Annotated in this window: 20 protein-coding genes; 13 read left to right on the forward strand and 7 right to left on the reverse strand. The window is 45.8% G+C overall.

The window, feature by feature from the left end; translation table 11 throughout:
• Nucleotides 1-326: 326 nt before the first annotated feature.
• Both argF and lexA read left to right on the forward strand, forming a co-directional pair.
• Nucleotides 327-1244: an ornithine carbamoyltransferase gene (gene argF, locus DSM107010_RS24695; RefSeq protein ID WP_015155905.1), complete on the forward strand. Its 918-nt coding sequence runs from the start codon at nucleotides 327-329 to the stop codon at nucleotides 1242-1244.
• A gap of 166 nt (nucleotides 1245-1410) precedes the next feature.
• Nucleotides 1411-2022 carry a transcriptional repressor LexA gene (gene lexA, locus DSM107010_RS24705; protein WP_015155906.1) on the forward strand — a complete coding sequence of 204 codons (612 nt, stop codon included), beginning with the start codon at nucleotides 1411-1413 and terminating at the stop codon, nucleotides 2020-2022.
• Between the two features lie 113 nt (nucleotides 2023-2135).
• Here lexA and DSM107010_RS24710 read toward each other — a convergent pair whose 3' ends face one another.
• Nucleotides 2136-3182 (reverse strand): glycosyltransferase, encoded by a 1047-nt coding sequence (locus tag DSM107010_RS24710; protein WP_106169418.1) that lies wholly within the window; start codon nucleotides 3180-3182, stop codon nucleotides 2136-2138.
• 567 nt (nucleotides 3183-3749) lie between these two features.
• On the opposite strand from DSM107010_RS24710, the gene DSM107010_RS24715 reads away from it, so the two are divergent.
• Nucleotides 3750-5237, forward strand: coding sequence for a DNA phosphorothioation system restriction enzyme (locus DSM107010_RS24715; RefSeq protein WP_127024155.1), 1488 nt, complete (start codon nucleotides 3750-3752; stop codon nucleotides 5235-5237).
• A gap of 84 nt (nucleotides 5238-5321) precedes the next feature.
• On the opposite strand, the gene DSM107010_RS24720 is transcribed toward DSM107010_RS24715, so the two are convergent.
• Entirely contained in the window at nucleotides 5322-6521 is a 1200-nt protein-coding gene (locus DSM107010_RS24720) for a YheT family hydrolase (protein WP_127024159.1), read from the reverse strand.
• On the opposite strand from DSM107010_RS24720, the gene DSM107010_RS39995 reads away from it, so the two are divergent.
• Complete coding sequence (locus tag DSM107010_RS39995; RefSeq protein ID WP_181245495.1) at nucleotides 6457-6657, forward strand: hypothetical protein; 201 nt, start codon at nucleotides 6457-6459, stop codon at nucleotides 6655-6657. The genes DSM107010_RS24720 and DSM107010_RS39995 overlap by 65 nt on opposite strands.
• A gap of 94 nt (nucleotides 6658-6751) precedes the next feature.
• A complete protein-coding gene (locus tag DSM107010_RS24725; RefSeq protein ID WP_106171513.1) occupies nucleotides 6752-7501 on the forward strand; it encodes a response regulator transcription factor in 750 nt (249 codons plus the stop codon).
• 392 nt (nucleotides 7502-7893) lie between these two features.
• On the opposite strand, the gene chlP is transcribed toward DSM107010_RS24725, so the two are convergent.
• A complete protein-coding gene (gene chlP / locus DSM107010_RS24730; protein ID WP_015155911.1) occupies nucleotides 7894-9114 on the reverse strand; it encodes a geranylgeranyl reductase in 1221 nt (406 codons plus the stop codon).
• Between the two features lie 133 nt (nucleotides 9115-9247).
• Between chlP and DSM107010_RS24735 the strand changes: the two genes are divergently transcribed.
• The 3 genes from DSM107010_RS24735 (at nucleotide 9248) to DSM107010_RS24745 (ending at nucleotide 11114) form a co-directional block, all read left to right on the forward strand.
• Complete coding sequence (locus DSM107010_RS24735; protein ID WP_127024162.1) at nucleotides 9248-9505, forward strand: hypothetical protein; 258 nt, start codon at nucleotides 9248-9250, stop codon at nucleotides 9503-9505.
• Nucleotides 9506-9592: 87 nt separating this feature from the next.
• A complete protein-coding gene (locus tag DSM107010_RS24740) occupies nucleotides 9593-10411 on the forward strand; it encodes an LmeA family phospholipid-binding protein (protein ID WP_015155912.1) in 819 nt (272 codons plus the stop codon).
• A 76-nt stretch (nucleotides 10412-10487) separates the two neighbouring features.
• The gene (locus tag DSM107010_RS24745) at nucleotides 10488-11114 is read left to right on the forward strand and encodes a GerMN domain-containing protein (protein ID WP_015155913.1); all 627 of its coding nucleotides are present in this window, start codon (nucleotides 10488-10490) and stop codon (nucleotides 11112-11114) included.
• An 87-nt stretch (nucleotides 11115-11201) separates the two neighbouring features.
• Here the strand turns inward: DSM107010_RS24745 and DSM107010_RS24750 are convergent, their stop codons facing one another.
• The 3 genes from DSM107010_RS24750 to efp form a co-directional block, all read right to left on the reverse strand.
• Nucleotides 11202-11555 carry an ArsR/SmtB family transcription factor gene (locus tag DSM107010_RS24750; RefSeq protein ID WP_015155914.1) on the reverse strand — a complete coding sequence of 118 codons (354 nt, stop codon included), beginning with the start codon at nucleotides 11553-11555 and terminating at the stop codon, nucleotides 11202-11204.
• An 81-nt stretch (nucleotides 11556-11636) separates the two neighbouring features.
• Nucleotides 11637-12206 (reverse strand): acetyl-CoA carboxylase biotin carboxyl carrier protein, encoded by a 570-nt coding sequence (gene accB / locus DSM107010_RS24755; protein ID WP_015155915.1) that lies wholly within the window; start codon nucleotides 12204-12206, stop codon nucleotides 11637-11639.
• Nucleotides 12207-12275: 69 nt separating this feature from the next.
• A complete protein-coding gene (gene efp / locus DSM107010_RS24760) occupies nucleotides 12276-12836 on the reverse strand; it encodes an elongation factor P (protein WP_015155916.1) in 561 nt (186 codons plus the stop codon).
• 142 nt (nucleotides 12837-12978) lie between these two features.
• Here efp and DSM107010_RS38725 point away from each other — a divergent pair, with 142 nt between their 5' ends.
• The 4 genes from DSM107010_RS38725 (at nucleotide 12979) to DSM107010_RS24775 (ending at nucleotide 15925) form a co-directional block, all read left to right on the forward strand.
• Nucleotides 12979-13140: a hypothetical protein gene (locus DSM107010_RS38725; protein ID WP_015155917.1), complete on the forward strand. Its 162-nt coding sequence runs from the start codon at nucleotides 12979-12981 to the stop codon at nucleotides 13138-13140.
• The gene (locus DSM107010_RS24765; RefSeq protein ID WP_015155918.1) at nucleotides 13091-14197 is read left to right on the forward strand and encodes a peptidylprolyl isomerase; all 1107 of its coding nucleotides are present in this window, start codon (nucleotides 13091-13093) and stop codon (nucleotides 14195-14197) included. The genes DSM107010_RS38725 and DSM107010_RS24765 overlap by 50 nt, the downstream gene beginning before the upstream one ends.
• A 341-nt stretch (nucleotides 14198-14538) precedes the next feature.
• Nucleotides 14539-15054 (forward strand): SMC-Scp complex subunit ScpB, encoded by a 516-nt coding sequence (scpB, locus tag DSM107010_RS43095; protein WP_041463315.1) that lies wholly within the window; start codon nucleotides 14539-14541, stop codon nucleotides 15052-15054.
• A 529-nt stretch (nucleotides 15055-15583) separates the two neighbouring features.
• Nucleotides 15584-15925 (forward strand): DUF760 domain-containing protein, encoded by a 342-nt coding sequence (locus DSM107010_RS24775; RefSeq protein WP_015155920.1) that lies wholly within the window; start codon nucleotides 15584-15586, stop codon nucleotides 15923-15925.
• Nucleotides 15926-15936: 11 nt separating this feature from the next.
• Here DSM107010_RS24775 and DSM107010_RS24780 read toward each other — a convergent pair whose 3' ends face one another.
• Nucleotides 15937-17139 carry an HhoA/HhoB/HtrA family serine endopeptidase gene (locus tag DSM107010_RS24780; protein ID WP_015155921.1) on the reverse strand — a complete coding sequence of 401 codons (1203 nt, stop codon included), beginning with the start codon at nucleotides 17137-17139 and terminating at the stop codon, nucleotides 15937-15939.
• 140 nt (nucleotides 17140-17279) lie between these two features.
• Here DSM107010_RS24780 and DSM107010_RS24785 point away from each other — a divergent pair, with 140 nt between their 5' ends.
• On the forward strand, nucleotides 17280-18101 hold the full coding sequence (locus tag DSM107010_RS24785) for a peptidoglycan DD-metalloendopeptidase family protein (protein ID WP_181246341.1): 822 nt from the start codon (nucleotides 17280-17282) through the stop codon (nucleotides 18099-18101).
• The last annotated feature ends 97 nt before the right edge of the window (nucleotides 18102-18198 follow it).

The raw sequence follows: 18198 nt of genomic DNA on the forward strand, positions 1-18198 counted from the left end.
TCAAGTCTCTGTTGAAGATCTACGTGGCTGGTTTACTCATTGCTGTTATTGTACCTCAGTAGACTAGAAAATGCTCTAGCGCGATCGCTGCTAACAAAATTTTGTGCCTGCCACAGAAAATATTCTCCTGTAGAGACGTTAGTAATGTCTCTACAGGAGAAACCGACAGGATTATGTCCGGAGATTCAAGCTAACTAGCCGTGCTATGTGCCAAAAAATCTGCTACTTTCTAAAGAATCAGTACTTTTTTGACACAGCAATAAACCGGAACAAGGCAAGCTGTGTCAATTTTCGTTTAGTACAGTTCTTTACTTACTACAGGCAGCATGGCAGAGTTGAAGGGAAGAGATTTACTAAGTCTTGCCGATTTAACTTCAGAGGAAGTTACAGCATTGCTACAACTGGCAGCGCAGTTAAAATCAGGGCAGCTAAAGCCTCAGTGCAATAAAGTTTTAGGATTGCTATTTTACAAAGCTTCCACTCGCACTCGCGTCAGCTTTACTGTAGCAATGTATCAATTAGGCGGACAGGTAATCGATCTTAACACCACAACAACTCAAGTTAGCCGTGGCGAACCTGTAGAAGATACAGCACGAGTTTTAGATCGATATTTAGATATTCTGTCGATTCGGACTTTTGAGCAGCAACAATTAGAAACTTTTGCCCACTATGCCAAAATTCCTGTGATTAACGCTCTCACCGATCGCGAACATCCTTGTCAAATTTTGGCAGATTTGCTGACGGTAGAAGAATGTTTTGGTAAGTTGAAGGGACTAACTTTGACTTATGTAGGTGATGGTAACAATGTCGCTCATTCTTTGCTGTTGGGCTGTGCTTTGGTAGGTATGAATGTCAGAATTGCCACTCCTGCCGATTTTAAACCTTTAACAGAAATTGTCGAGCAAGCCAAAGCGATCGCCTTACCAGACACTGAAATTACCGTAACAGAAGATCCAGAAGCAGCAGCTAAAGGATCGCACGTCCTTTATACCGATGTTTGGGCGAGTATGGGACAAGAATCAGAAGCTAATTCCCGCATTCCAATCTTTCAACCCTACCAAGTCAACGAACAATTGTTAAGTCTTGCCGATTCAGAGGCGATCGTTTTACACTGTCTCCCAGCCCATCGCGGCGAAGAAATAACCGCCGATGTCATAGAAGGTTCTCACTCTAAAGTCTGGGATCAAGCTGAAAATCGAATGCACGCTCAAAAAGCTTTACTAGCTAGTTTGTTGGGAATTTAGTGAGTGGTGCGTGACAAATCACCAATTACCAATCACCAATTACCAATCACCAATTACCAACTACCAACTACCAACTACCAAACAAAAACTTTTTTTTGCCATTAGGGGCAATTTTGTAGTACGACTGTTCTAAGAGGTCTATATCGCGATTGAAACACACTAAACTATGGAACCCCTAACGGTAGCTCAACAAGAACTATATGACTGGTTAGCAGAATACGTGCGGCAATACCAGCATTCACCTTCAATTCGCCAGATGATGCAAGCGATGAATTTGAAATCGCCTGCACCCGTGCAAAGTCGATTGGAACATTTACGCGCCAAAGGATACATTGAATGGACGGAAGGTAAAGCACGGACGATCCGCATTTTACAATCCCAATCTCCCCAACAAAGTATCCCAGTTCTGGGTGCGATCGCAGCTGGCGGTTTGGTCGAACCGTTTACCGATGCTGTCGAACACCTAGATTTTGAAAAGCTATTTTTACCACCTGCAACTTTTGCGTTGCGGGTGATTGGTGACAGCATGATTGAAGATTTAATTACGGAAGGCGATCTCGCAATCATGCGTCCAGTTGCCAATCCAGAACAGGTAAAAAATGGCACGATCGTTGCAGCTAGAGTAGACGGACACGGTACGACTTTAAAACGCTTTTATCTTCGTGGCGATCGCGTGACGCTCAAGCCTGCTAATCCCAAATATAAGCCAATAGAGATCGCTGCCAAGCAAGTCCAACTGCAAGGCGTTCTCTTAGGCGTGTGGCGCGGCTATAACTAGGGAACAGGGAAAAGAGAGCTGAGGGGGCTGAGGGGGCTGAGGAGGCTGAGGGAGCAAGACAAGTCACAACGAATTCCGAATTCTCCCCACACCCCACACCCTTTCCCGACTCCCTACTCCCTATTCCGCTCCAAATATCGCTTGAGGCTACTAGCTACAGCTAAGAAAGGCACTAGGAATAGTGCAACTATGACTTTTAAGGAGTAACTACACTTGAGAGCTTCTCGAATTTGAGCTTTTGTAGCGGTTATGTCGCCTCTACTAAGCACTCTGAAAGCATTTCTTAAAGCATATAAAGCGCATTCTTCCATCGCTCGTTTTGCTATGCGCTCGGCTGTGGATTTTGGTAAATACGAGCGGGTAGTTTCAATACTCTGACGCATATTGACAATGTTTTTTCCCGTTCTCACAAAGGCAGAAGTCTGGGACCTAGAGTGAACGCGAAAACAAGCTAGTACTTGTGGCTCGAACCAAATAGGGTAGTGTGCAGCAATTCTCCGCCACATTTCGTGGTCGCAAGCACCATACAATTCTGGACGAAAGCCACCCAAGTGTTCGTAAACACTGCGCTTAACCACCATCGCTGGTGGATCGACAAGCGAGTATACTGCAATGCGTTTTAGAAAGTTAGGAATTATACCAGATGTACTTCTTTCTAATGAAGATAAATAATTTTGCTGCCGATTGTTCTCGTCAATATGTCCGTGCCGACAATACGCTGCACCTATACTTGGTTCTTGGGTAAATGCTGCTTCTAAAGACTGATAAAATCCTGGTAAAACAATATCATCATCGTGCAGAATATGAATTAAATGACCGTGAGCGCGACGAATGCAAGTGTTGAGATTTTCAACCATGCTGACGGTCTGAGGCTGTCTGTAAACAGAAATTCTGTGCTGTTTAGCTAATCGCTGAATCAGAAATTCAATCTCAGGGTTAGTAGAACAATTATCAATCAGTTCAATTTGAATTCGCTCTGCTGCATATTCTCGCATCTGCTCTATAACACTGGCGATCGCTTGCTCCAGATATATTGTGCGGTTGTATATGGGAATCATCACAGACCACATTGGTCTATCTACATCTGGAGGAAGTGGATCGATGGCATTTGAGCTTTTCTTGACTTCGGTTAAACTGCAATCTGTGTTGTTGCTGAGCATCTTTATTTTTAAACTGACTCCGCTTCGGATGAAGCCCACCACTAGAAAAAATAGACTTTACGAAAGTTTATTTGGAAAGCTAAATTTAAGCTTTAACTCTCTTCAAATCAAACATAATTTTATGCGGTCGCTTGTATTTTTTTTATTTTTGATAACCTGTATTAAAATTGAACCTGACTAATTGCATACAAAATCTGTAGCAGCAATCGCTACCAGTATGCAACTAGAACTCGTATAGAATTTATCGATCTCAGCTTTGAAGTCACATGAAATTTTTACGGTTGATCTTGAAATTTGATATGGCAAATTATACTAGAATCCGAGAAAAAAAAACAGCATGGCTAACTCTGATTTTAAGCATAGGCTTTGAGCAGCTACGAACTAACTAATTGAGGATCAAATGATAATGGCTACCAATATCGATCCTGGTAGATTCAATTTGAGTTATTTGTGACAAACTTTTTTGTAGATAGAAAACTATACTACCATAAAGGTATAAATTATGACATTAAAGCTAGTCATGCTTCTGTTCTTCAAGCGCATTGCTTCAGATGGGATTTAAAGTCAATGTATCTTACACAGAGTTCAGTCAAATACCAGCTTGATGCCCGATCGCAGTTAAAATTAGTTGTTGCCAAGGAAGAACGGGGGAAGTACCAACCCCAGACGACACCAAAATCCTTACCGATACCGGGATGTCCGAGAATACCCCGATCGCTACAGTTGCGATCGTATCAGCGCCAAGCCATAACTAATTGGTTTGCCAATCGCGGTAGGGGAACGTTGAAAATGGCAACGGGTAGCGGTAAAACAATTACAGCTTTAGCGATCGCCTGCGAACTCTATCAAAGAATTGGCTTGCAAGCTTTAATCGTTGTCTGTCCCTATCGTCATCTCGTCACCCAATGGGCGACAGAAGCCGAAAAATTTGGGATGCAGCCGATTTTAGGCTTTGAAAGTCTTCGACAGTGGCAAAGTCAGCTATCTACGGGATTATATAACGTCCGTGCTGGCAGTCAGCCTTTTGTTACTGTCATCGCGACCAACTCAACTCTAATTGGCGAAGGCTTTCAATCTCAATTGAAATATTTCCCAGAAAAAACTCTAATAATTGGCGATGAGGCTCATAACCTCGGTGCGCCTCGTTTAGAGCAAAGTCTACCCCGCCAAATCGGACTGCGCCTGGGTTTATCTGCTACACCAGAAAGATACTTCGACGAGCAAGGCACGGAATTTATTTTCGACTACTTCGGCACAGTCCTACAACCAGAACTCACTTTAGCTGATGCCATTCAACAAGGGGCATTAGTCCGCTATCTTTACTATCCGATTTTGGTAGATCTGACTGCTACCGAAGCGCAAGCCTATGCAAAACTGACAACGAGAATTGGCTGGGCGATCGCATCCCAAGAAAATGGTACAGAAAGCGATATTACGCCCTTATTGATGCAGAGAGCTAGATTAGTTGGCGCAGCAGCCAATAAGATTGATGCTTTACGACAGTTAATGCAAAACCGTCGCGATACATCCCACACCCTATTTTATTGTGGCGATGGAACGACTGAAACTGAAGATGAGCGTAGCTCGGCAAGCGATCGCCAGATTGCAGCTGTCGTCAGAATGTTAGGAGTGGAACTCGGCTATCGCGTCAACACTTACACCGCTGACACCCCTTTAGCAGAACGGACAAAATTGCGCCGTCAATTTGAAACAGGAGAACTGCAAGGTTTAGTAGCAATTCGTTGTTTAGATGAAGGTGTTGATATCCCTGCCATCCAAACCGCCGTGATTCTGGCTAGTAGCAGTAATCCGCGCCAATTCGTACAACGACGCGGCAGAATTTTACGCCCTCATCCAGGTAAGGAACGCGCTACATTATTCGACGCGATCGTTTTGCCCCCAGAATTAGATCGCGATACATGGGAAGTCGAACGCAATCTTCTGCGCAAAGAACTCCGCCGATTTATCGAATTTGCCGATTTAGCTGACAATGCTGGAGAAGCCAGAATGAAATTGCTCGATTTGCAGAAAAAATATGGCTTGCTGGATGTTTGATGGGAATCGGGAGTTGGGAGTCGGAGGACAAGGGAGACAAGGAAGACAAGGAAGCAATTTTAGTCACCAGCCACTAGCCACTCTTTACCGATAACTATCAATCCACTCCAAAACTCGATTCCACGCCCACCAAGGATCGGGATCGGCAAAATGCTGCTGACAGGTGCGATCGCTCATGTAGTTGACGTGTCCGCCGTAGCGAGTTAACAGTAGATCGAGCTGAGGATTGCGATCGCACGCTGCTTGCAAGTCTGGCACGATTGTTGGATCGAACATTGGATCGTTAGCAGCATAAATAATCAGTGTCGGTTTTTGTAACTGCGGCAATATATGCAAACCGCTACTTGCCTCGTAATAAGCTTCTACCGAAGGAAACCCCAATTTCTCAATTACCAATTCGTTATCGAAGCCCCAAATACTATTAGCTTTTTCTATCGCAGTAGGATCGATCGCGCCTGGATGTGCTTCGTAGATCTGCCATGCCAATTTTTTCAACTGCTTGGCGATCGCTTGTTCCAACTTTCTCCCCAATGGGTGCTTTACCAAATAAGATAGCGACCGATTTGAATCCAAACTCGGACAAATCACCGCCGCCCCAGCAATATCCTGCGGGATTAGGGAGTGGGGTGAGTGGCTAGTGGCTAGTTGCTGGTGACTGGTGGCTAGAATTGCTTCCTTGTCCTCCTTGTCCTCCTTATCTCCCTTGTCCTCTTCTCCCCGACTCCCGTACGGGCGGGTTTCCAAACCCGCCCCTACTGACTCCTGACTCCCGAATTTTAGAGCCTGCGCTGCTTTCACTCCCCACAAAGCCAATTGCCCGCCGAGGGAAAAGCCTATAAACCAAAATGGTGCGGGACAACCCATTGCTTTTGCTTGAGCGGCGATGCAAACAAAATCTTCTCCTTCATATAACCCATCAGAAGTTAAAGTTGGCGATAACTGAGCTGTTTTACCGTGCGCCCGCCAGTCAAATAGCACTACAGCATAGCCTTGAGCAAAAGCTTTGCGTCCTAAAAGTCTTAAAAACCACTGATTTTCTAAAGTACCTGTAATACCATAAGTCCCAACGATCGTGGCTTTGGGATTTTCAGGAATTGCTACCCAACCAAAGATTGGTACTTCCCCAGCACCGTGAAAAATAACTGCTTCATAATTCGGCTCTGGGTGGCTAGTCGTTTTTTCCCAGTCTTTGCTTGCCCAAAGCGCAGTGTAAACTGTCATGGCTAAGCCATTGCGCAACCACCAAGGCGGCGTAAAGTTAGAATTCAATTTTCCTCGATGCATTTCAGTTATCAGTGATCGGTTGTCAGTTGTCAGCGAACTCTTACCTCTTGTCTATCGCCTCTTACCTCTCAAACTCGGCGATCGCATTCAATTTTCATCACTTTGTTACAACATTCACCACATGAGCGATAGCTAATCTTTAGAATCATCCGTATAATCAGTACAGCAATCTTTGTATCTGCCCAAGGTTCTTATTGTTCATTAACATTTGTTAATCTGATTTAATAATAATGGCACGAATACTTGTAATTGATGACGATCCAGCAATCTCCGAATTGGTTGCCGTGAACTTAGAAATGGCTGGCTACGATGTCAGTCAAGCAGAAGACGGAATTAAGGGACAGGCTCTCGCACTCCAGTTGCAGCCAGACTTAATTATGCTCGATCTGATGCTACCTAGAGTAGACGGCTTTACAGTTTGCCAGCGTTTGCGGCGCGACGAACGGACGGCTGAAATTCCCGTACTCATGCTCACAGCCCTTAGCCAAACTCAAGATAAGGTTGAAGGTTTCAATGCAGGCGCAGATGACTATTTGACGAAACCATTTGAAGTTGAAGAAATGCTAGCTCGCGTCCGTGCGTTACTTCGGCGTACCGATCGCATCCCTCAAGCAGCCAAGCATAGCGAGATCCTCAACTACGGTCCTCTAACTCTGGTTCCAGAGCGTTTTGAAGCTATCTGGTTTACTGAAACTGTCAAATTGACCCACCTAGAATTTGAGTTACTCCACTGCTTGCTTCAGCGTCACGGACAGACTGTTTCGCCTAGCGACATTCTCAAGGAAGTCTGGGGATACGATCCTGACGATGACATTGAAACTATTCGCGTCCACATTCGCCACCTCCGAACCAAGCTAGAACCAGATCCTCGCCACCCTCGCTATATCAAAACTGTTTATGGTGCGGGCTATTGTCTGGAATTACCTAGCGTAGAGCAACTAGAGGAAGTAGCTGTAGCTCACGGGAGCAGTCACGAATAAGTCCATATTTTTACAAAAATAGCTAGAGTTAACTTTGATTGTTTGCTCTAGTTTTCAGGAGAAAATGCAGTTGTTTTCATCTGCATTTGTTTACTTTTCTGATATTGTGTTTTTTATACTAGAAATATAGTCCGATTTTTTAAAACTGATACTACTTTTAATCTTGAATTAAAAAAATAATAACTTAAGAAATAAAAATAAGCAATCCTGCTCAAAGCATTCTCAAAATATTTATCGCCCCATCATATGTAGAGACGTTACATGTAACGTCTCTACAGAAAAATGTTGGTAAATCAATTAGAATTGCTACGCATTGTCTAACGTAAGCAAAAAAAATGTAAGGACGCGCATCTATCTGTACGCCCTTACAAATCAAAAACCGATCGCCCCAATTAAGGAGCCAAAGCATTACCCCGAATTAGACTACCAATCGTTTTAGCAGTAATCTTCAACTGAGTGATGGGATTAGCTGGAACCACAGTTTTGTAGAGATAGCTATCGAACGTTAGCTTTTGTACGTCTAAATCGGCGCACATCTCCACGAATGCCTCGCGAGTTGCATCGGAACGGTAGAAAACAGTTTGCAAAATGTCTAACACCTTGTACGTTATGCCGTACTTCCGATCCCAACGCTTGAGATAAACCTTGAGGTCATCTTCTGTAGGAATGCGGCTACCGCCTTGGGAAAACTCCACAATCGTTTCGGCACACATCCGCCCAGATTTAGCAGCGAAGTAAATTCCTTCACCTGATGATTTCGTGACGTAACCAGCAGCATCGCCAATGAGCGCAATTCTGCCAACAACGCGACGGGGACGGGGATGTTCGGGGATGGGGTGCGCCTCAACTTTAATGATTTGACCCCCAGCCAATTTTCTCGCTGCACGGGCGCGAATACCAGCTTGCAGCTGCTTGATGCTGGCTTTGTTGACCTGCATCGTCCCCGTACCTACGGCTACGTGGTCGTATTTCGGGAATACCCAAGCGTAGAAATCGGTAGAAACGTCGTTACCAACGTACATTTCCGCCATATCTTGGTAATACGCCATTTTATCTTGAGGCAAACGGATGCGCTCTTGAAATGCGATCGCGAAGTTGTAGTCCCCCGCGTCCATTTCTTTAGCAATCCGAGAATTTGCCCCATCCGCACCGATAACCAAATCCACCTTCAGAGTTTTGGCAACACCTTGCGTCCCACCTTCTGAGTGGTCTACATAGTGGATGGTATAGGGTTCTTTACTATTTGTCGGAAAATCAAGTTTATGAACTGTGGCATTAATTAAAATTGCGCCCAACTGCGCCGCCCGATTGCGCAGGAATCCATCCAGCACTTCGCGGCGACACATTCCAATATATTCGTCTTCATTAACCAAATTGATATCCACCTCGCGGTTAGAGGGGGATATCATCTTCATCCGTCGTACCTGACGGTCAATAATTTCTGGTGGGAGGTCAAACTCGCTCACCATGCATAGAGGAATCGCACCGCCACAAGGCTTGGCATTATCCAGCTTGCGTTCAATTAGGTAAGTCTCGATGCCAGCTTTGGCTAGGACTTCTGCGGCGGAGGAACCTGCTGGACCCGAACCAACGACAGCAACCCGTAGAGTCAAAGTTTTTCTCCCAAACTTCAAATCGCTAAAAATGCATCGTATCACGGTCTTTTGCCCGAATTGGCGACTGTGGCAGCAGATCGGGCAAATTTGCAACAGAGCTTAAAACTTTTGTAAATATATTTAATGTCTTTTGAGCTGGCTTTGTGTATGTCAGTTATTAGGGAGCAGGAAGCAGGGAGCAATTCAAAATTCAAAATTCAAAATTCAAAATTCAAAATTCACACCCCACACCCTACACCCTACACCCCACACCCCTTCTTCACGCACCACGCACCACGTACCACGCATCACTCATCATATTCCACACCAAGTGCGATCGCGCACTACTGTTGCAAGAGCGGGTAGTCGTGCGCCGCGATCGCTGATTAAGCTAAACTTAAGAATTTAAACAAATCCAGAAACCTAGTATAGTTTGAGTCTGAACACTTAATATCGAAGTCTAAAAATCGCCTAAATGCCTTGAAATGAACGCATAATGGAATTTTTTACGATTCTTCTGTCTGGCATACTTGGTTTAGTGACTCCGGCAGGGTTAGTTGTAGATCGAACGGCAGAAAATGCTATTCGCTCTCAATTGCAACACGCAGAGCGGCTAGAAGTGCGAGTAGACAATGCGCCTAGTTACCAACTTCTACAAGGTAAGGTGGAAAGGGTGCGCTTAGCTGGACGAGGCTTAAGGCTAAAGCAGCAGAATATCCGTATTGCTGGGTTAGAACTAGAAACCGATCCGATTGATGTCGAGCCGCGCAGTCTAGGAAAGCAAAAGCTCAAATTACGGCGATCGCTCCATGCAGGAGTGCATTTGCTGCTAGAGCAATCAGACCTCAACCAAGCCTTACCCACCTTGATTGCGCAAATTCAGGCATTTGTGATTCCAGAGTTGGGGGGCGATCGCTCTGAGTCTACCTCTAACTATAAGTTTGTCAATCCACGACTAGAACTACTAGCCAACAATCGTTTGCGCTTTCAAGTCCAACTAGCCGCAGAGGATGACGACGAGCCACTGGCAATTGTAGCTGAGTCAGGATTAGCGGTAAAAGGGGGGCGACAAATTCAACTAGTTCAACCAACAGTTACCGTCGATCGAGAAGCAGTCGCTCAGAATATCGTAGACGAAATCGCCATGAATCTCAGCCAAGAACTCGATTTCCGTCGCCTGGAAGTGTACGGACTGCAAGTGAGAATCTTACAATTAAAAGTAGCAGCCCAAAAATTAGATCTGGTGACTTTTGTGCGCGTCGATCCGTCTTCCTCTTTGTTGCAGAATCCTTCATTGCAGAATTCTAAGTTATAGACTCAGCTAATATATAATTTGCTAATTTGCCTCCTCATCTCACCGATCTCGCGTCCACCCAAGGAGAACTATCCCTATGGTTAAACAACAACAAAATCGCCGAATTCCAGTTAGCGGCTTAGTTGCAGGAATTGCGGCAGTAGCAGTGACAGCAGGAGGCGGCGCAGCTTGGTGGCACTGGCAATCGAACCAAAAACCAACTCGACCAATTGCGCCACCAATTAGCGGGATTCAAGAAGCGCCAAAGCAGCAAACTCCACCAGTCGCACAACAACAGGTAGAAGTCTTTTGGCTCAAGGGAAGTGGAGTACGACAGCAGCTGGTTGCGACTACAGCCACCACAACGGCTGACATTAAAAAACAGCCTACGGCTGCTCTAAAAACTGCTTTTGATAACTTACTCTCTGGTCCAAAAGATGGATCTGTCAGTACTACCATTCCCCGAGGAACAACACTGCGGGATCTAAAGGTGGAGAAAGATGGAATTCACGTCAATTTATCAGAAGATTTCACCGCTGGTGGCGGTAGTACTGCTATGACAGGGCGAGTAGCACAGGTGATTTACACGGCAACAAGTCTCGATCCAAGTGCCAAAGTTTGGATTGAGGTGGAAGGAGAGCCGCTGGAAGTTTTAGGCGGCGAAGGCTTAGAGTTAGAGCAACCGCTGACGCGCCAAAGTTTAGGAGAAAACTTTACACTTTAGCCTGCTACATTTGATAAGAATTATGAAATTAGCAGCGATCGAGAGATCGAGCGATCGCTGGCAGCAAACTGTGGCATAGTTAACCCCTCAACGTTTTCCATTTCCATTGAGTACCCGAAATTGGCGGGCTTGATGTTCGACTCGGGTAGCAAGTCGATGACAGACAAGATTCCATAATTGGAAGATCATGTCATCCTCAACGCGGTAGTAGGCGGAAGTGCCTTCACTACGGCGACTGAGAATGCCTGCCTGCCACATGATTTTTAAATGTTTGGAAACGTTGGCTTGGCTAGTCTGAGTTGCATCCACCAATTCTTGAACGCACTTTTCACCATCGCGTAACAGGCTGAGCAGCCGTAGGCGCATTGGTTCGCTTAACAAGCTGAAATACTCTGCTACTTGTTGCATAACCTCTGGAGGTACAGGCTTGGTTAATTTCATTAGAACTGACCCGTAGAAAGATGTCGCAAGATAGTTGGCAGTGATGCCAAATAGTTAACTGGTAATTAAAGTAGTTAACCATTAATCGGGGTTTATGCGCATCAGTGGCTGTCCGTATTCCACTGGTTCGCCATTTTGTACCAAAATTTCCATGACTTGTCCAGATACTTCGGCTTCAATTTCGTTCATCAGCTTCATCGCCTCGATAATACAGACAGTTTGACCGGATCTAATGCGATCGCCAACTTCTACAAATGGCGGTTCGCCTGGAGCAGGAGCGCGATAAAAAGTTCCTACCATAGGAGAAGGAATTTCTGCAAACTTTTGTTCTACGGGTGCTGACGCAGCCATCGAGACTGTGGTGGAATTAATCGCAGTAGAATCAACTCGGCGAGAAACTGAATCCATGCCAGCAGGCATTTTAGCAGAATCGAAGTGTAACTCCGTTGTACTTAGGTTACTGCTGTCTCCTGCTACAGCGGATGCAGGTGCAGCACTTTGACTACCCGTACCCTTACGTACTGTCAGTTCAAATTCCTGAGTTTTTAGGGTGAGTTCCTCAATTTCAGTTCGATCCAACGCCAACAAGAGTTGACGTATTTCATTTAAATCCAGTGACACAGCAAATCCCTCTTCAATGTCATTTGTCATCAGTCATCAGTCATTTGTTGTCATTCCACTCATGACACATGACAAATGACAAATGACTCCTAAAAGCAATCATTCTCCCCGACCGAGATAAGTATCGTTACGGGTATCGATCCGAATGCGTTCCCCTTGAGAAATAAATAAAGGAACCATAACAGTAGCGCCAGTCTCGACAACAGCAGGCTTAGTACCACCCGTAGCCGTGTCACCGCGCACGCCAGGATCGGTTTGCACGACTTCTAGCACGACAGAATTAGGCAATTCTACTTCCAACACTTGCTCGTCCCAGCGGACGACATTCACTTCCATGCCATCTTTGAGGTACTTGACGCGATCGCCAATTTGTGCTGCCGTCAATCGCGCTTCCTCGTAGGTTTCCATCTCCATAAAGACGAAATCATCGCCGTCTTTATAGGTATGTTGCATCGTACTCTTTTCTAGAGTGGCTTGGGGAACTGTTTCACCAGCACGGAAGGTTCGTTCCACTACGCTACCAGACTGGACGTTTTTTAACTTTGTCCGCACAAAAGCCGAGCCTTTCCCTGGCTTTACATGAAGGAATTCCACCACCCGCCAAACAGATCCATCTAGGACAATACTTACGCCTGGTCGAAAGTCATTACTAGAAATCATGGAACAATAGACTCACTCATCGTGCAGGACAATCGGCAATCTATTTTACCTCCTTTGTGTCGGGTTAGAGATTAGGGGTGAGGGATTAGGCATTTCACGCACCACTCTGTATGGCAAAATGACGATCGGGTCTCACTAAGTTATGCGCGAAGTTATGCGCGAAGATCGCGTTGCGCGTATCCGCGCCCTGCCATCGCCGCAGTGCGATGGAGAGCAAAAATTCCTCGCAGCATACCCCTTATCAGAGCTAGATCATGACAAAATTTTGCCAACGCTGGCTAAAAAATATTTCGATCGCAATTAGCATGATTGCGTTTTGTTGGAGCCTGAGTGCAGCAGCCTGGACTCCTACCTCCTACGCTGCACTACCAGCAGGAAATGCCATCACTGATGGTAAAGCTCTGTTGCGTTACGCCTTGCCAATTGACAACCAACCCGTCAGGCAACTGCAAGCAAGTTTAGAAGATATTGCCAATCAACTGCGAGCCAACCGCCGTTGGGGTGCGATCGCTAACGACCTCAAAGGCGCTTCTAGGGCAATCTCTAATCCTGAAAAAATTCTGAGTAGCGTTCCCGCAGAGCGCCAGCCTCAAGCAGAAAAGATAATTGCTCAAATTAAAGATGGCATTCCCAAACTTCAAGCAGCAACAGATAAGAAAGATAAAGAAAATATCTGGGTCGAACGCGCTAACATACTCAATTTAGTTAGCGAGTTAGAAGAGTTGATGGTCAAAGAATTTCCCTATGAAGTCCCCGCTCAATACTCTAACTTGCCTCAACTCAAAGGACGGGCAACAATCGCATTTAAAACCAATAAAGGTGACATTACTGTGGTTGTAGACGGCTACAGCGCCCCCGTCACCGCAGGTAATTTTGTCGATCTCGTTCAACGGGGCTTCTACAACGGATTAGAATTCATCCGTGCTGAAGATTCCTACGTTTTGCAAACAGGCGATCCCCCTGGTAAAGATCAAGGATTTATCGACCCCAACACGGGTAAGTACCGCGCCGTTCCTTTAGAAATTCTAGTCAAAGGCGATTCGGAACCTACATACGGCGTAACATTAGAGCAAGCCGGTCGTTACACTGACGAACCAGTATTGCCCTTTTCTGCCTACGGTGCAGTCGCAATGGCAAGACCGGAATTTGAGCCTGACGGTGGTTCTTCCCAATTTTTCTTCTTTTTGTTTGAGCCAGAACTAACTCCAGCCGGACGTAACTTACTAGACGGGCGCTACTCTGTCTTTGGTTATGTCACCGAGGGTAAAGAAGTCCTAGAAAAGCTGAAAGCAGGTGACAAAATCGAATCAGCTAAAGTCATCCAGGGTGCAGACAAATTAGTTCAACCCCAAGTAGCATAACTAGGGAGTAGGGATTTGTAGGGGCGGGTTTAACAGATATGCCTAAAGACAAACAAAAAATTCAGCTAAACCCGCCCGCAGAAGAGCCAGTGGAAAAGAGGGCTGAGGGGGAGAAGAGAGCTGAGGAAGCCCAAGGAGCCCAGGGAGCTGAGGGAGAAAAAACACTTACCACGTACCACGACGCGGCTCCAATGCGGAGGAAACCTCCGCTTCCGCCCGCTTCACCACGCACCGCTCTTTCCCGACTCCCGACTCCCGACTCCCGTACGGGCGGGTTTGGCAACCCGCCCCTACCGACTCCCGACTCCCGACTCCCGACTTCCCACAAACTATCAACCCAAATCGAAGCAATTCTTTACTTAAAAGGCAAACCGCTATCAGTCGCAGAAATTGCCGAATACGCCCAGTGCGATCGCCCTACGGCTGAAGAAGGACTGATCGAACTGATTGAAGACTACGCCCGTCGCGACAGCGCCTTAGAGGTTGTCGAAACACCTACAGGTTACAGCCTGCAACTGCGCTCTGGTTTTCAAAACTTGGTACAGAGGTTAATTCCTCTCGAACTTGGAGTCGGGGCTTTACGCACGTTAGCAGCGATCGCCCTTCACAGCCCAATTGCTCAAAATCAACTCGTCGAGCTGCGCGGCTCTAGTGCTTACCAGCACGTTCAAGAATTGGTAGAACAAGGATTCGTCCGCAAACGCCGCCAGTCAGATTCTCGCTCCTCCCTACTTCAATTAACCGAAAAATTTCATCAATACTTCCAAGTCGAACAACTACCGCAACTTCTGGGGCAGGAACGCAAGCAATCTAAGTATCAGCAGCTAGAGTTGGCTGACGATTTAGAAGATAGCTGAGGGAATTGAAAGTAATTTATCTCGTTGAGCAAACATCAGGACTAGGGCAAATATCTCTTTTCTCTAGCTTGTTTCAGGTAAAATCGCTCGATTCTGCGGTTGTTAATCTCATTTTGCCGATTGTTACTAGTTTTTTACTATCTTGCTCTATTCTGAGGACGTAAACTCTCTATTCGATCCTCAAAACATCTGATACAATTTATTTAATGAATCAGTAAAAAAAATTAATATTTTAGTCCGCAAGGTTTGCCTGCAACAGGTCTAGCTCTAGCTGAGAAAACACCAAAACGCGAGTGTTGGATCTAGAGATCGGGATTAGTTGACGTACCAAAAATGGTTCTAGCTCTTACCCAGGCAGGAAAGTTTGACCGAGCGGTAAAGCAAACCGCATTCCCAGCGCAGGTAAAGAAAATGAGTTGCCATAGCGTGAAAGCTACAATAGCTAAATGTTAGCACTTAGTTATTAGTTTTTAGTATAGAAAAATCCTCAATCCCATAGATTCGATACTACAGCAACAAAACACTGCTTATGACCTTTAATCCTGACTTTTTGAGCGATCGCGAAGAAACGCAAGCTAACTCATTGTTGAAATATCTCCAACAGCAATCGCCGGAAATTCTAGCCCGCGTTGCTAAGTCTGTCAGCCCAGACATTCAACAAATCATCTCCCAAAACGTCCAAGGGCTGGTAGGAATGTTACCTTCAGAGCAATTCAACGTGAAAATCGTGACCGATCGCGAGAATCTAGCAGGAATTTTAGCATCAGCCATGATGACAGGATATTTTCTGCGGCAAATGGAACAAAGAATGCAGCTAGAAAATTTAGCTGATGCCGCTACCTCGCCTCAAGAGTCTAATGGTGGAGATTAAGCGCTGATAGCCTAACTGAGTTCGTCGGCAGGATAAGCACCTGGTTTGACATGAAAAGTCTGAATCGCACCCTGGCGATTGACTTCTAGTGTCAAAGTTGTTCCCAAGGTCGTTGATTCCACCTGTTCTTGAACTTGCAACGATTTAGCTACCGTCTTGCCGTTGATTTTTTGAATCACGTCTCCCGCCCGCAGCCCAGCTTGAGCCGCCGGAGATTTAGCGATCGCGCGCACGATGAGTACGCCAGAATCGATTTCAACCTTTAAATCGGTTTCCTGAGCGATTTCAGTTTTTGATGCGGGGGTTAAATCGATCATTTGAATCCCCAAAAAAGGATGGCTAATGCGTCCTTTGCTAAATAACTGATTGGCAACGCGGGCAGCAGTTTCAATGGGAATGGCAAAACCGAGTCCTTGAGCATCGGTACGAATTGCCGTGTTGACACCCACGATCTCCCCTTCAGTATTTAATAAGGGTCCGCCAGAATTACCAGGATTGATTGCCGCATCAGTTTGAATAAATGTAACGCGCTTATCCGGTACGCCAACTTGGGCGCTCGTGCGGTCGGTAGCGCTGATAATGCCAATCGTGACGGTGTTATCCAAGCCTAAAGGATTGCCGATCGCGATCGCCCACTGCCCGGGAATTAAATTTTTTGAGTTACCGAGCTTGACTCGCGGCAAATTACGAGCGTTAATTTTGACAACAGCAACATCCGTGACCGGATCGACACCGACAACTTTGCCCTCAAATGTGCGACCGTCTTTCAACGTGACTTGAACCGTTCTTGCCTCGGAGACGACATGGGCATTGGTCAATAACCGACCGTCAGGACTGAGAATAAATCCAGAACCAGTCCCGCGTTCGATTCTTTCGTCGGGGATCGGTTTCTGTCCGCCAAAAAAGCGGCGGAATAGAGGATTGTTAAATGCTTCGGGTAATTGATTGGCAACTTTACGGGTCGCATTAATTCTCACGACAGCTGGTCCCACTTGCTGGACGGCAGTAGCGATAAAATTGCGATCGCTTGCGACTGCTAATCCTCCCACTGACGGTGTTTGTCCTCCTGAAGTAGTTGGTGGTACGGCAACAGAAATCGTGTTTGGTTGGGGAGAGAAGTGCAAATCGACATAGCGACTGCCCCAAAAACCAGCACTGCCACCCAAGACAAGTAAAGTAGAAGAGAAAGCCAGTGTTTTTAACGACAAACCCATAAATTTTGCGCCTATAGCCAGAAACGTAGATGCTAATTACTAAGTGCGATCGAGCAATAGCCTTACACGCCTTCCACCTTAAGATTTCGTGCTGGAGGCTACTCCTACTAGCAACACTTTTAGAATGTGTTATTCCAATAATGGCTCAAGCCAATCCGAACGGCACTAGTCAGACGACAACTTGTCCCCCAGCTGCTTTATCTCGCCTAATTCGCCATTCAGTCAAACCAGGCGATACTTTAGACAGCATAGCTCGACAATACAATCTTATTCCAGCTACTCTGATCGGAATGAATCCCATTTTGCAAAGTCGTAATCTGCCAAAGGGAAAGTTGCCAGTTGGCAGTAAGATAGTTATTCCTCCCTATAACGGCATCAAAGTCAATGCCACGCCAGGAGAAACATGGCAGCAGCTAGCCGAAAGGTATCAAGTTCGTTCTGATGTCTTGTTTGAAGCCAACGGCTGTCAACCAGTTGCCAAAGAGGTTTTCGTTCCTGGGGTGAACTGGTCGCCCCAGCCGCCTTCTAATACTGCCAAAGGGATTCTAACAGAGTATCCTTTGCCAAAAGCAGCGACAGTAGCTTTGGCTTATGGCTGGCAGTTGAATGCCAGTACGGGAAAAGTTTTCTTTCACAGTGGTTTAGACTTAGAAGCTGCTGTTGGAACTCCTGTGAGGGCAGTAGGGGCGGGAACTGTGGCTTTTGCTGGCGAACAAGGGGCTTATGGCAATTTAGTCGTCATTAACCACCAAGAGGGTAAACAAAGCCGTTACGCTCAACTGAGAGATCTAAAAGTTAAAGCTGGTCAAACTGTAAAATCGGGGCAGGTAATAGGGGCAGTAGGGACTACAGGTAGTCCTACATCTACTCAACCTCACCTACATTTTGAAATTCGTTATGCTTCTGATTTAGGCTGGGTAGCAGAAGATCCGACAGCGTATTTAAAGGTAGCAAAACGTTAAGTAAGTCAAAAGTCAAAAGTTAAAAGTTAAAACGACAACAAACTCAATAATTTTGCAGTGAAGGCGATCGGTTTATTTTTAATTTTGCGGTAATCTC

It is taken from the genome of Chroococcidiopsis cubana SAG 39.79 (genome assembly GCF_003991895.1).
Taxonomy (GTDB): domain Bacteria; phylum Cyanobacteriota; class Cyanobacteriia; order Cyanobacteriales; family Chroococcidiopsidaceae; genus Chroococcidiopsis; species Chroococcidiopsis thermalis.

Coding starts and splice junctions, on each gene's coding strand:
- argF (WP_015155905.1), top strand. CDS start 327: ATGGCAGAGTTGAAGGGAAGAGATTTACTAAGTCTTGCCGATTTAACT.
- lexA (WP_015155906.1), top strand. CDS start 1,411: ATGGAACCCCTAACGGTAGCTCAACAAGAACTATATGACTGGTTAGCA.
- DSM107010_RS24710 (WP_106169418.1), bottom strand. CDS start 3,182: ATGCTCAGCAACAACACAGATTGCAGTTTAACCGAAGTCAAGAAAAGC.
- DSM107010_RS24715 (WP_127024155.1), top strand. CDS start 3,750: ATGTATCTTACACAGAGTTCAGTCAAATACCAGCTTGATGCCCGATCG.
- DSM107010_RS39995 (WP_181245495.1), top strand. CDS start 6,457: ATGGCTAAGCCATTGCGCAACCACCAAGGCGGCGTAAAGTTAGAATTC.
- DSM107010_RS24720 (WP_127024159.1), bottom strand. CDS start 6,521: ATGCATCGAGGAAAATTGAATTCTAACTTTACGCCGCCTTGGTGGTTG.
- DSM107010_RS24725 (WP_106171513.1), top strand. CDS start 6,752: ATGGCACGAATACTTGTAATTGATGACGATCCAGCAATCTCCGAATTG.
- DSM107010_RS24740 (WP_015155912.1), top strand. CDS start 9,593: ATGGAATTTTTTACGATTCTTCTGTCTGGCATACTTGGTTTAGTGACT.
- DSM107010_RS24745 (WP_015155913.1), top strand. CDS start 10,488: ATGGTTAAACAACAACAAAATCGCCGAATTCCAGTTAGCGGCTTAGTT.
- DSM107010_RS24750 (WP_015155914.1), bottom strand. CDS start 11,555: ATGAAATTAACCAAGCCTGTACCTCCAGAGGTTATGCAACAAGTAGCA.
- accB (WP_015155915.1), bottom strand. CDS start 12,206: ATGACAAATGACATTGAAGAGGGATTTGCTGTGTCACTGGATTTAAAT.
- efp (WP_015155916.1), bottom strand. CDS start 12,836: ATGATTTCTAGTAATGACTTTCGACCAGGCGTAAGTATTGTCCTAGAT.
- DSM107010_RS38725 (WP_015155917.1), top strand. CDS start 12,979: ATGCGCGAAGTTATGCGCGAAGATCGCGTTGCGCGTATCCGCGCCCTG.
- DSM107010_RS24765 (WP_015155918.1), top strand. CDS start 13,091: ATGACAAAATTTTGCCAACGCTGGCTAAAAAATATTTCGATCGCAATT.
- DSM107010_RS24775 (WP_015155920.1), top strand. CDS start 15,584: ATGACCTTTAATCCTGACTTTTTGAGCGATCGCGAAGAAACGCAAGCT.
- DSM107010_RS24780 (WP_015155921.1), bottom strand. CDS start 17,139: ATGGGTTTGTCGTTAAAAACACTGGCTTTCTCTTCTACTTTACTTGTC.
- DSM107010_RS24785 (WP_181246341.1), top strand. CDS start 17,280: ATGGCTCAAGCCAATCCGAACGGCACTAGTCAGACGACAACTTGTCCC.